The 13143-nt window shown below is 39.9% G+C and carries 12 protein-coding genes; 9 read left to right on the top strand and 3 right to left on the bottom strand.

Annotated elements, in window-relative coordinates; translation table 11 throughout:
- Positions 1–111 precede the first annotated feature (111 nt).
- On the top strand, positions 112–1233 hold the full coding sequence (gene dinB, locus JZO85_RS01970) for a DNA polymerase IV (protein ID WP_207106823.1): 1122 nt from the start codon (positions 112–114) through the stop codon (positions 1231–1233).
- Here dinB and nrdG read toward each other — a convergent pair.
- Together nrdG and nrdD are read right to left on the bottom strand one after the other, a co-directional pair.
- Positions 1225–1827, bottom strand: a complete 603-nt coding sequence (gene nrdG / locus JZO85_RS01965) for an anaerobic ribonucleoside-triphosphate reductase activating protein (RefSeq protein WP_207106822.1) — start codon at positions 1825–1827, stop codon at positions 1225–1227. The genes dinB and nrdG overlap by 9 nt on opposite strands.
- A gap of 104 nt (positions 1828–1931) precedes the next feature.
- Positions 1932–4124, bottom strand: a complete 2193-nt coding sequence (nrdD, locus tag JZO85_RS01960) for an anaerobic ribonucleoside-triphosphate reductase (RefSeq protein WP_207106821.1) — start codon at positions 4122–4124, stop codon at positions 1932–1934.
- Positions 4125–4602: 478 nt separating this feature from the next.
- Between nrdD and JZO85_RS01955 the strand changes: the two genes are divergently transcribed.
- The 7 genes from JZO85_RS01955 (at position 4603) to dltD (ending at position 12093) form a co-directional block, all read left to right on the top strand.
- Positions 4603–5370: an ABC transporter ATP-binding protein gene (locus tag JZO85_RS01955; RefSeq protein WP_207106820.1), complete on the top strand. Its 768-nt coding sequence runs from the start codon at positions 4603–4605 to the stop codon at positions 5368–5370.
- On the top strand, positions 5360–7372 hold the full coding sequence (locus tag JZO85_RS01950; protein ID WP_207106819.1) for an FtsX-like permease family protein: 2013 nt from the start codon (positions 5360–5362) through the stop codon (positions 7370–7372). The genes JZO85_RS01955 and JZO85_RS01950 overlap by 11 nt, the downstream gene beginning before the upstream one ends.
- Before the next feature lie 260 nt (positions 7373–7632).
- Positions 7633–7782 carry a teichoic acid D-Ala incorporation-associated protein DltX gene (locus JZO85_RS01945; RefSeq protein WP_207106928.1) on the top strand — a complete coding sequence of 50 codons (150 nt, stop codon included), beginning with the start codon at positions 7633–7635 and terminating at the stop codon, positions 7780–7782.
- A gap of 36 nt (positions 7783–7818) precedes the next feature.
- On the top strand, positions 7819–9330 hold the full coding sequence (gene dltA / locus JZO85_RS01940; protein WP_207106818.1) for a D-alanine--poly(phosphoribitol) ligase subunit DltA: 1512 nt from the start codon (positions 7819–7821) through the stop codon (positions 9328–9330).
- Positions 9330–10550 (top strand): D-alanyl-lipoteichoic acid biosynthesis protein DltB, encoded by a 1221-nt coding sequence (dltB, locus tag JZO85_RS01935; RefSeq protein WP_207106817.1) that lies wholly within the window; start codon positions 9330–9332, stop codon positions 10548–10550. Before dltA ends, dltB begins: the two co-directional genes overlap by 1 nt.
- Positions 10551–10594: 44 nt before the next feature.
- Complete coding sequence (gene dltC, locus JZO85_RS01930; protein WP_207106816.1) at positions 10595–10828, top strand: D-alanine--poly(phosphoribitol) ligase subunit DltC; 234 nt, start codon at positions 10595–10597, stop codon at positions 10826–10828.
- Complete coding sequence (dltD, locus tag JZO85_RS01925; RefSeq protein ID WP_207106815.1) at positions 10828–12093, top strand: D-alanyl-lipoteichoic acid biosynthesis protein DltD; 1266 nt, start codon at positions 10828–10830, stop codon at positions 12091–12093. Before dltC ends, dltD begins: the two co-directional genes overlap by 1 nt.
- Before the next feature lie 47 nt (positions 12094–12140).
- Here the strand turns inward: dltD and JZO85_RS01920 are convergent, their stop codons facing one another.
- Positions 12141–12701, bottom strand: coding sequence for an LOG family protein (locus tag JZO85_RS01920; RefSeq protein WP_207106814.1), 561 nt, complete (start codon positions 12699–12701; stop codon positions 12141–12143).
- An 85-nt stretch (positions 12702–12786) separates the two neighbouring features.
- Here JZO85_RS01920 and JZO85_RS01915 point away from each other — a divergent pair, with 85 nt between their 5' ends.
- Positions 12787–13104 (top strand): MazG nucleotide pyrophosphohydrolase domain-containing protein, encoded by a 318-nt coding sequence (locus tag JZO85_RS01915; protein ID WP_207106813.1) that lies wholly within the window; start codon positions 12787–12789, stop codon positions 13102–13104.
- Positions 13105–13143: the final 39 nt, after the last annotated feature.

The raw sequence follows: 13143 nt of genomic DNA, 5'->3' as shown, positions 1-13143 counted from the left end.
ACTAGCGCATCATTCTTAAGTTCCTCTTATTTCCAGCATGATTAATTGTCTGTGAACAGACGTTCGGGTATAATAGTTAATGGAAGAAGGATGGAAGAGGAGGCGAAAATGATGGCTGAGTTGGTATTTCCATTAAAAAATGATATCTCGAGAAAAATTATTCATATGGATATGGATGCATTTTTTGCCTCAGTCGAAGAGCGGGATGATCCTGAACTGGCAAAACATCCGCTGGTGATCGCACGCCATCCCTCTGACACGGGCGGGAAGGGTGTTGTAACTACAGCGAATTACAAGGCAAGGGTATATGGGATACATTCTGCTATGAGTGCACAGAAGGCGTTTGAGCTGTGTCCGCAAGCAATTTTCAAGCCTGGTGATCACGAGAAATACAGCGCGGTTTCAAAACAGGTCCGAGCCATTTTTCACCGATACACTGATATTATTGAACCAGTTTCTATTGATGAAGCCTATCTTGATGTGACAGAAAATAAGATTGATGCACGTTCAGCAATTAAAATCGCCCGAATGATTCAGCAGGATATTTGGGAGGAATTACAGCTGACTTGCTCTGCTGGTGTCAGCTATAATAAATTTTTAGCTAAGCTGGCTTCTGATTATCAGAAGCCTAAAGGTATGACCGTGATCTCTCCAGAAGAAGCCGTTACTTTCTTGAAACGATTGCCGATCGAAAAGTTTCATGGTGTAGGTAAGAAGACGGTGCCAAAAATGAATGAGTTTGGCATCTTTACTGGTGCGGATTTGTATGAGAAGAGTGAAATGTTTTTGATTCAGGAGTTTGGCAAAATGGGTTACTCTTTATATCGTAAGGTCCGAGGGATTCACGATTCACCAGTAAGCGTGACTCGCGAGCGTAAATCTGTAGGCAAAGAGCATACTTACGGTCGTCCGTTAACAACAGAGGATGAAGTATTAACTCAATTGCGACAACTGGCGGAAAAAGTTGAGCATTCATTAAAACGAGTGCAGCGCCACGGTAAAACGGTGGTGGTCAAGATTCGTTATGCGGATTATACAACAGTCACGAGACGCGTGACTTTGCCATATTACATAGAAAAGAAAGAAGAGTTATTTTCTCAAGCGAGCTTGATTTGGGAAGAAATTAGCGGCGTAGAAAAAGGGATCCGATTGGTCGGTATTACCTTGACCAATCTAGATCCCGTCGCCTATGAAAATATTGTGCTGCCATTATGGGAAGAGCGATTAAATTAGTTCGCTCTTTTTTATTTGTTCAAAGGCTTTTTCTGAGTCATGAAGCTTTTCCCAAATCACTACTTCGCCCTTTGCTAAAGATTTTTTGACATCAATGATTCGTTGATTTGAACTGCCGCGAAATTGCAGCATCAAATTTTTCTTTGAGATATCAAAACGACCATCGACCAAGATATCGATCTTGCCCAGCATTTCTAATTTATCCTCGCTATCTAGCAGCAGTTCTTCAAACGTATAACCGGTCCAAGACCAGATATCCTTACTATCGCCAAATTCGGAGCGAATTCGATCGATCACTTTCAAGCAGACTTGAGTATTTAAGAAAGGCTCGCCCCCTAAAAAGGTAACACCTTGGACATAATCATGAGCTGTATCAGTGATCAGCTGGTCTTCTAGTTCTTGTGTGAATGGTTTGCCGTATCGGAAATTTTGTGAAGCGGCGTTGAAGCAGCCTTCGCAGGCAAAGGGGCAGCCGCTGACATAGAGACTGTTGCGGACGCCTTCACCATCTACAAAATTGAAGGCCTTATAATCAGCGATATATTGTTGACTTAGTTCACTTGCCAGCCATTCTTTCGGTTTAGGATTACGCATATTTTTCACCTTTCAAATAAAACAGGGAGCGGCAAAGAACGCCGTCCCTGTCAATAGTCTGTTGTCTAACACAAAAAACGAATGTCGTTCTTTGTAAACCTTTATTATTTCATGTGTTTTACACGAGATGCAATCTCTTCATGACGACCGTGAACCATCGGACGTGCTTGAGGGTTTCCTAGGTAACCGCAAGTCCGTTTCACTACATCGCATGATTTCGGATCGTGATTGCCGCATTGCGGACATTCAAAACCACGTTTTGTTGGTTTGAAGTCGCCTTCGAAACCACATTCGTAGCAATGATCGATCGGAGTATTCGTGCCTAGATATGCGATACGGTCATAACCATAGTCCCAGACAGCTTCCAAAGATTTAGGATTTTGCTGCAAGACAGGGTATTCACAGTAGTGGATGAAGCCGCCGGAACAATATTTAGGATAATCTTTTTCAAAATCTAGTTTTTCAAACGGTGTTGGATTTTTTCGAACATCGTAATGGAAACTATTAGTATAGTAGTCTTTGTCCGTAATGTTCTCAACGATACCAAAACGTTCAGTATCTAGACGGCAGAAGCGGTCCGTTAAGCTTTCACTTGGTGTTGAGTAAACACTAAAGTGATAGCCATATTCATTACCCCAAGCATCTGCGTGTTCCTTCAAATCTTTCATGATGTCGATGGTAAATCCTTTTGCTTCATCATTGCCTTCCCATTCTCCACCGTAAAAGACACTGGCTACTTCGTAAAGGCCAATATATCCTAGAGAAATTGTTGCACGTTTATTCTTAAATAATTCATTAACTGCATCAGTACGTTTCAAACGTTTGCCAAAAGCACCGTATTGATAAAGAATTGGTGCGTTTGCTGGGGTGGCTTCTTTACAACGGTCGATTCGGAAGACTAGGGCATCTTTTGCGATTTGAAGCCGTTCTTCTAATAATGACCAGAATTTTTCTTTATTGCCGCCAGATTCTAAAGCAATTCGTGGCAAGTTCAATGTAACAACTCCAAGGTTCATCCGACCAGCATTGATTTCTTCACCTTGTTCATTTTTCCAGCCTTGTAAGAACGAGCGACAGCCCATTGGTACTTTGAAACTGCCTGTTAATTCGATCAGCTTATCGTAGTTCAAGATATCCGGATACATTCGTTTTGTTGCGCATTCTAACGCAAGTTCTTTGATGTCGTAGTTTGGATCGTTTGGCTCTAAGTTTGTTCCGCGACGTAAAGTGAAAATCAATTTAGGAAAAATCGCTGTCCGTTTTTCGCTGCCTAAACCTTCGATTCGGATTTGTAAGATCGCTTTTTGGATCTCCCGTTCAAACCAATCAGTTCCCAAACCGAAGCCTAGAGAAGTGAAAGGTGTTTGTCCGTTTGAAGTAAACAGAGTATTGATTTCATATTCCAAACTTTGCATAGCATCGTAAATATCTTTGCGTGTTTTTTGTTTTGCGAAAGCTTTTTGCTTTTCAGGATTATCGATCCATTCTTCTGCATCTTTTAAGTGTTTATCGTAATTTAGGCGCGCAAAAGGAGCTAATAGCTCATCTGTACGGTCTGCCGAACAACCGCCATATTGGCTAGATGCCACATTAGCGATGATTTGCGAGATTTGAGCAGTTGCAGTTTGAATCGATTTAGGACTTTCCACTTCCGCATTCCCAATTTTGAAGCCATTGTTCAACATCCCTTTGAAGTCAATCAAACAGCAGTTAGTCATTGGTGTATAGGGATGATAGTCCAGGTCATGATAATGAATATCCCCTTTTTGGTGAGCGTTTGCCACATGAGGAGGCAGCATCTTTAAACCGATTGATTTGCCGACGATCCCGGCAGTTAAATCACGTTGTGTGTTAAAAACGTCACTATCTTTATTGGCATTTTCATTGACGACCGTTTGATCCTTATTGATTAATTTACCGATCGTAAAATTGATATCGGTCGCTTTGCTGCGTTGGAAGTCGCGGCGTGTTCGATAATTGATATATTCTTCTGCCAGCTCATATTCGTTGTGTTCTAATAATGTATGCTCCACGATGTTTTGGATTTCATATATTTTAATATCGCTAGTAAAACGTTCTGAAATTTCTGCATCTACTCGCTCAACAATTGACTGGATACGTTCATGAGCCAGAGGGTCGACCGATCCTTTGATTTTCGTTTCTGCTTTGATCAAGGCATCATAAATTTTTTGATCATCAAATGCTGTGTGACGACCATCACGTTTTACGACCTTAATATTTTTTAGCGACGGTTGATATTCGTTGAACAACGAATCTTTTGTGTGGATTTCCATCATTGCAAACAACTCCATTCCTTTAAAGTTCATTATCAATCATATAGTATTTCTGATGTGGTTGCAACGATATATAGTATTATTTTTTTACCAAAAAAGAAAAACACACCATATATAGTGTGCTTGTTTACTGAAAGATAAAAGAAAGCTGATAAGGCCAAGCTTCCAAATAAGATAAAATAACTGAAAAAAATTTTTCCTAAAAAGTGAAAAAAATGTAAGATTATTGAAGGTCGTTTCACATAAGAATCCACCTCAAATATGATACCATAAAAGAAAAAAATTAGATGTTACAAATAGATTTCAGTCCAATATTTTTCGCTTATATTTTGCTGTTGATTAAGTTTTAAGTGGAATGAAGCGAACGCTAACCAAAAGGTAAGTGGCTAAGACCTATTGAATGGTATGCTTACTTAGACAAAATTAACAATCATACTGAAAATATTTCCTCTAAGTTGAGATAGAAATAGGAGGGGAACAAATGGAAAAAATTATTAAGGTACAGCATTTAAGTAAAAGCTATGGCACACGAAACAATAAAGTGAATGTCTTAAATGATTTAAATTTTACAGTTGAGAAGGGTGAATTTGTCGGTATTATGGGACCCAGTGGGGCTGGGAAAACGACGTTGATGAACATTCTTTCGACAATATTATTGCCGACAATGGGGTCGGTTAAGATTGCCGGAGCGGATATCACCCAGATGCGTGAGAGCCGCTTAACAGATTTTCGCCGAGAAAAAATGGGATTTATCTTTCAGGATTTCAATTTGATTGACAGTTTGACTGTCAAGGATAATATTATTCTACCGCTGACTGTCAGCAAGCTTTCAAATGATGAGATTGAAGACCGGGTACTTCGTTTAGCAAGGATATTAAAAATTGAGCATATTCTAGCGCGCTACCCAGAAGAAATTTCGGTTGGACAGCAGCAGCGGACTGCCGCTGCTCGGGCTCTGATCAGTAAGCCGCTAGTTTTATTTGCTGATGAGCCGACAGGTTCCTTGGATTCGAAAGCAGCTACAGAGTTTTTAAATTACTTGGATGAAGTGAATCTTCATGAGGAAACGACGATTTTGATGGTGACTCATGATCCGTACACTGCTAGCTACTGCAACCGAGTCTTGTTTATCAAAGATGGACGCTTTTTCTCTGAGATCGTTCGCCGTTCTTCCCGCAAAGACTTCTTTGAGAAAGTAATCGACATGCAGGCGACAATCGGCGGGGGTGGGAAAGCCAATGCTGATTAGAATTATTTGGCGCGGCTTCAAAAAACAATTATCTAACTACCTAATCTTTTTCTTCAGTCTGATTTTTGCGGTAATGGTTTATTATTCCTTTACTGCAATGACGTATGAGCAGCCTCTGATCCGCAGTGCAGGAAAAAATACCCAACTTGTTGGAATGCTGGGCTTTGGCAGCTTTGCCGTTGTTTTAATATTGCTTTTTTTTATGGCGAATACCAATCGTTTCTTCATTGAAAATCGTCGTAAAGATATCAGTATTTTCCATTTATATGGCTTAAACTACTATCAGATCTGCCTTTGGTTCATTTTAGAGATTTTTTTTATTGGAATTTTTTCTTTTATGATTGGTATTGGCCTGGGGGTCCTGTTATCCAAGCTCTTTAGTATGATTTTGGTTAAGGCGATGGATCTGCCGTTACAAGTACATTTCTTTTTTTCAACCGATGCCGTTGTAGCTACTGGCCTAGTGGTGTTGTTCATTCTCGGAGTAGTTTCATTGCAGATTCTTTGGCTAGTATCGGGGTACAAGTTCTCTCATCTTAAAAAGCTTCAGTTGCGAAAGATACAGGCAATGAAAATATCACTATGGAAAAAAATCTTAGGTGTAATCGGTGTATTGCTTTTATTGGGCGGCTGGGGAATGGCAATAAGCTATATTGACTTTGCTCGCGAAGCAAGTGAATATTTTGGGTTGATTCAAGGAAATGGGTTGTTGATGGGTGGAATTTTTCTCTTATGTGTCATCGGAAGCTATTTGTTTTTCGCCTTTACATTACGCTGGTACAATTCCTATCGTCCGAAGCGATTAAATAAAAACCTCGGTATGCTATCACGTAGCGAATGGCAGCTGCGCTTGTTCAGCGAGTGGCGTTTCTTTGGTTCTATTACAGTTGCTTTGGGCTTGGCGCTAGCGATCTTGGGTGGAATGGCAGCAGTTGTTTCGTTAGAAATGCGTTCAGTGAATGAGATTGCTCCAGCCTCTTTGATGATTACACGGGAAAGCTATGAAAAAATTGCGCCTAAGCTGCAGGAAATGAGACCTTATCAACGACAATCCCTGAATTTTAAAACAGTACCTGCTAAGCAAAGTGTCGAAATTTCTGGTGAAGGTATGAACTCGCAGCCGGAGATTATGGATATGGTTTCTCTTTCAGATTATCGTTCATTTCAAAAAACGAATCCGACTTTGCGGGATATTTCTTTGAAAACGGCGAGTTCGACGGTTGTTTTGAGTTCTTATCAAAGATATTTAAATGACTATACTCATTACAGCAAAAGCATTTACCTGAAGAATCGACGGTTGACGGTGCAAGAGACACATCCAAATTTCTTTGGCGATACAAATCTGCGTTATGGAACTGGAATGATCGTTGTTTCGGATAAGCTGTTTAATGAAACCCCAGGTCTCAGTTATACTATTGAAGTGATCGATGTGAAGAATCACAACGAAGAAAAACTAAATCGGTTGATTCGTAAGCGTTTGAAGGGCGATTGGGATTTTCCAATCCACTACAAACTAGCTTGGAAAAACAAGCAAATTATCGGAGAGGTAAGTAAGGGCGAAGGCTCTAAAAAAGAGGATTCGACAATCTATCGATCAGAATATACGTCCTATCAGGAAGTTTACCGCATGACTCGCAGCAGTATGGGACTAGTTTTGTTCGTTGTGACTTTTGTAACAGCCACTTTTATTATTACGACAGCCAGTATGGTGACTCTTCGCCAGCTTTCAGAATTTAAGCAGAAACGAAAAAAATATGCTCTGTTACGGCAGATGGGGATTCCGGACAAGACGATTTATCAGGAAATCAAACGAGAGAATCGGGTTGTTTTTTTCATTCCAGCAATTTTAGCATTGATTCATAGTATACTGGCACTCTCGGTAATCTCACATATCGCTAAAAATGCGGATTATTGGTTTGTATATCTATTTTGTGGATTGATGTTAGTTGTTTATGCGTTGTTCTATTGGATCTCTTGTGTCTATCAGAAGAAACTTCTATAAAAATATGATGAATGGGGTATATCAATTAGGTTTGGTATATCCCTTTTTTTATTGGGATAAAGTAGAACAGGCTTACAAAAAGGTCTAGCAAAGAGTGCTAGGCTCTGCCTTTCTGTCTTGTTGAAAACCATATCTTTAAAATGGTGATCAGACATGTGACAAAACTGTTCGTTTGAGAGCGCTATATGTAAGAAGAACAAATGGAAGATTTTCGCCAGCGTTCTATAATAATCACAAAAGAAAAAGGAGAGGGCGATCGGATGAGGGATTTTTATAAAAAACCTGCTGCTCGTTACTGGTTAAGTTTTATTGGAAAGACGATTTTTTACTTTGCCGTCCTTTTGATTCTAGTTTACTTATACCATTACAGAAGCATTCAAGGTGATAATTTTATCTACAACGAATTTTAATACGAATTCGTTCTTGGACCGAGTGGAGGGATAATCATGCAAAATATTATTGAAGCAATCGATAAATTGGCGAGTGAAAAACCAGAAGCAGTCGCTTATCAATCAGAAACAGAGACGTTCAGTTATCAAATCTTGCGTCAATGGTCAAATAGTCTGGCTTATTTTTTGAATCAACACGTAGCCGCTGAAAAACCTATTGTTGTATTTGGCGAATTAGAATTTGAAATGATCGCCAGTTTCCTAGGTTCAGTTAAAAGCGGTCATGCCTATATCCCAATCGAATCGAATACTCCATTGGATCGAATCCAATTGATTCTTGAAGTAGCACAACCGGCGATGATTCTAAGTGTTTTGCCTTGGCCAGCAGAGATTCCTTTGGAGATTCCTGTGTTGACGCCAACGGATCTAGCGGAGGTTTTTAACTCAGAACAAGAGCCAATCGAATTACAGCCCGTTTCAGAGGATGAAACGTTTTACATCATATTCACTTCTGGAACGACAGGTGTACCAAAAGGCGTCCAGATCAGTCATAAAAATCTATTGAGTTTTACGAATTGGGATTTGAAGGATTTTGGAATCAAAACGGGGATGCGTTTCTTATCGCAGGCACCTTATTCATTCGATTTATCTGTTATGAGTGTCTATCCTGCACTTTGCAGCGGCGGAACACTGGTGCCAGTGGAAAAATCTGTGATCAATGATTTCAAGAAATTATTCGAATTCTTACCGAAGCTAGCTTTAGAGGTGTGGGTATCGACACCGTCCTTCATAGATATTTGTCTGATGGAAAAGACCTTCGATGGAGAACACGTTCCTTCATTAAAAATTTTCCAATTCTGTGGGGAAGAGTTAACACGTAAGACTGCAAAGGAATTATTGACACGTTTTCCAAATGCGAAAATTTTCAATACCTATGGCCCAACGGAAGCGACTGTTGCCATGACGCAAATTGAAGTGACAGATGAACTGCTAACTACGTATGATCGTGTGCCAATCGGTTATATCAAAGAAGATACCGAAGTCTTGATCTACGATGGAGATCAAGAAGTATCTGAGGGTGAAGCGGGAGAGATTATCATCAAAGGCCCCAGCGTGTCAAAAGGCTATATGCATAACCCGGAAAAAACAGCCGCAGCATTCTTTGAAATCGACGGCGTTCCAGCTTATCACACAGGTGATGCTGGAAGGCTGCACGTAGATGGCTTACTCCTTTATGAAGGACGGATCGATTTTCAAGTGAAGTTGCATGGCTTTAGAATTGAACTGGAGGACATTGATCATCATTTAGAGAAAGTTTCCTATGTGAAGCAAGCAACCGTCGTTCCGAAATATCAAAATCATAAGGTTCAACAGCTGGTTGCTTATGTTGTTGTCAATGACAATGACTTTGAAAAAGCCTATCAGTTAACGAAAGCGATCAAAGAAGAGTTAGGGGAAGGTGTCATGGAATACATGATTCCGCAAAAATTTATTTATGTGGAGCACTTACCATTGACAGCAAATGGCAAGATTGATCGCAAGAGACTGATCAATGAGGTGAATAGCTGATGTTGATTCCTCACATGGTGCCCTATGCATCACCAATCTATTTCATCATTTTATTTGTCACGTTGTTGCCGTTGATTTTAAGTTTGCTGATTCGCGGCAAACGAATCGGCTGGTATCAATCTTTGATCACGTTGTTCTTTCTTTATATTTCCTTTGGCGGAAAGGACTATCGTCAAGGGCTGGCACTGATCGGCTACGTGATTTTCCAAAGCATTTTAGTTTGGTGCTATCATCACTATCGTAAGAATAAGAATCAAGCGAACATCTTTTACTTAGCAGTATTTTTAAGCATTGTGCCGCTGATCCTAGTTAAGGTGACACCATTTTTAGATGGGCAAAATTCCATCGTTGGTTTTCTAGGTATTTCTTACTTAACTTTCAAATCCGTTCAGATCATTATGGAAATGCGGGATGGGATGATCAAGGAATACAGCCCGTTGAATTACATCAAGTTCCTGCTGTTCTTCCCAACGATCTCCTCTGGTCCAATCGATCGGTATCGTCGTTTTGAAAAGGATTTGAACGATCCCCCAGCACCGGAAAAGTACGTGGATCTATTAGGTTCTGGTGTACATGATATTTTTGTTGGATTCCTATATAAATTCGTCATTGGCTATTATTTTGGTCAAGTATTGCTGCCGATCGTGGATCGGATGGCGATGCACCACGGAGGACTTTCTTGGGGTTTAGTCGGCTACATGTATGTGTATAGTATGTATTTATTCTTCGACTTCGCTGGTTACAGTTTGTTTGCCGTTGGTACCAGCAAGCTGATGGGCTATGAAACACCGCCCAATTTCAACAAGCCGTTCTTATCATGGAACATCAAGGAATTCTGGAATCGTTGGCATATGACGCTTTCCTTCTGGTTCCGTGACTATATTTATATGCGCTTGATGTTTACTTTGATCAAAAAGAAGACCTTCAAGAGTCGAATCGTGGCTTCGAATGTCGGCTACTTCGCTTTATTTTTGATCATGGGTGTATGGCACGGCTTGACTTGGTATTACATTTTATACGGTTTCTACCACGCTGCATTGATCTGTTTGACCGACGCGTGGCTGCGATTCAAGAAGAAACACAAGAAACAAATTCCATCTAATAAGTTTACCCACGCGTTGGCGATTTTCTTGACCTTCAACGCTGTCTGCTTGAGCTTTTTGATCTTCTCAGGCTTCTTGGATAAATTATGGTTTCATAACATTTTTCTAATGCGTTAGAAAGTTAACTACCTAAAAAACAAACACGAAATGGAGCGAGTAACATGGAAGACACATTATTCAGCATTTTAGAAGATATCACAGGAACAGAGGAAGTAAGAGACAATCCCGATGTGGATTTATTCGAAGAAGGCTTGATGGACTCATTAGCAACGGTTCAACTACTGGTTGAGATCGAAGGACAATTAGGCGTACAAGTGCCAGTTTCAGAGTTTGACCGCACTCAATGGAACACACCCAATAAAATTATCGAACAAGTGAAAGCTTTGCAAGATTAATGAAAAAGAAACTCTTCGGTATTTTTGGGCCGATTCTTTTAGCGGCAGTTTTATTGGTTCTTCTTTTTTTCTCGCCGTATAAAATTAACAGCAGCGATCCAAAGCTGATCAAGGCTGCATCCAGTTCAATGGCGGGAAATGTACTACGAGGGAACAGTATTACAAAGGAAGCTCTGAGTACCGACAATTATGTACCGTTCTTTGGTTCCTCCGAATTAAGCCGAATCAGCCCGTTTCATCCATCGGTCTTAGCCGAAAAATACGACCGAGGCTACACACCATTTCTGATGGGAGCACCAGGAACGCAATCGTTGACTCAGTTCATGATGATGCAGTCGTTGGGAAATGACTTGAAGCAGCGAAAAGTAGTTTTTATCATTTCTCCTCAATGGTTTGTCAAACACGGGATCAAGCGTGATTACTTTGATGCTTACTATTCTCCAGAACAAACCTTGCATTGGTTGCTGAATTTAAGAAAAGTTCAAGCGAGTGATAAGTATTTGGCTCAACGCTTGACGCATTATGGCGTGGTAAGAAAAGATGAACGATTAGACCGAATGTTAGCTGCTGTGATGGACGGGAAGCTACCTGATAAAACAGATTTAGTTTTCAGTAAGTTGAAATTGAATATGTTGGAGCGGGAAGATGAACTATTCAGCACCATTGGTATGGTCAGCAAACAAGATATGATTGATAAAAACACGAAAGCTCTGCCCGAAAAATATGATCATACAGAATTAAATACGTTAGCCAATCAATTAGGTGAGCGGGCAACACAAGGAAATGAATTTGGGATTCAACGACGTTTTTATCATCAACGAATCAAACCACATATGAATCGTTTTGAAAATTCTCAAAAAAAATGGGATTATCGTTTTTCACCAGAATTTTCAGATTTCCAATTGGCATTAGATCAACTAGCGAAGGAACATGCGGATGCACTCTTTATTATTCCGCCGGTCAATGGTCGTTGGGCGGACTTTACCGGACTTTCAAAAGAGATGCTGAAGCAGTTTTCTGGTAAGATCAAGTATCAACTGACTTCGCAAGGATTCAAAAATATCGCTGACTATACCGATCAAGAAAATACCCCATATTTTATGCAGGATACTATTCATTTAGGATGGAAAGGCTGGTTGGCAGCGGATGAAAAAATCGCTCCATTCTTGGCAGATCGCAAGTCACAGATTCAGAATTATAAAATTAATAATCAATATTTCTTAAGTAAAGAATGGCAAGAAATGAACCCTGCAGAAATAAAGTGAAAAAGATAGTGCAAATAGCAGGACTCTGCGGTTGCACTATCTTTTTTCTAGTATTTACGAATCTGAGGGGGCGTATAATTGTTTATGAATTGATCGATTTCAATTAACGAGCTAGAAAATAAAGTCTTATTTCGATCCTCCTGGGTCAGAAAATTATTTTCTACCATACTGTCATATAGATTTTTCAATGGATCATAGAAGCCTTTTTCATTGAACAGTACACACGGATTCGCATTTTGACCGACTCTTGCCCAAGAAATCATTTCCGTGATTTCCTCTAATGTTCCTGGACCCCCAGGTAATGCGATACACGCATCTCCCAGCTCGAGCATTTTTTGTTTTCTTTCAGACATTGATGGAACGACATGCATTTCCGTTAAGTTAGGGTGGGCAAGTTCTCTTTCTATCAGAAAGGTAGGAATAACCCCAATTACCTTACCCTTGTTGTTTAGTACAGAATCAGCAATTGTACCCATCAAACCAGCTTTTCCCCCACCATAAATGAGAGTATGCTTCTTTTCAGCAATCCATTCACCGAACTTTTCCGTTGTCTTTTGATAAATTGGGTCATTGCCGCTGCCGGCTCCACAATAAACGATGATATTCAAAATAAACCCTCTCTTTCATTTCTATTGATAGTAGTATATCATAGAATAAGAACTTACGTTCGTTAAAAAGAATGGAGGTCTTTTTTTGGATATTCAAGCGTATCAAGAGTGGATTGGGGACTTTTATAAAAAAAGAAATTGGTATCAATACGATCCATTTATACGATCAAATTTTCTTTCGGAAGAAGTTGGAGAAGTTTGTCGAGCAATCCGAACGATCGAGATTGGACGTGACCGACCAGATGAAAAACTGTCAGAGCGCTCTCAAGCAATCGAAAATTTAACAGAGGAATTAGGCGATGTTTTGGATAATCTTTTTATCATAGCCGACAAATATGAAATTTCTTTACAAGAAATAATGACGATTCATAAGCAAAAATTAGAACAGAGATACGATTGTTAGTGATCGTATCTCTGTTCCTTTTTATATTCTGCGGAAAAA

The organism is Candidatus Enterococcus murrayae, from assembly GCF_017315985.1.
Lineage (GTDB): Bacteria > Bacillota > Bacilli > Lactobacillales > Enterococcaceae > Enterococcus_A > Enterococcus_A murrayae.
The sequence above is the reverse complement of the archived record's forward strand: the minus strand, read 5'-3'. Positions and strand labels throughout refer to the sequence as shown.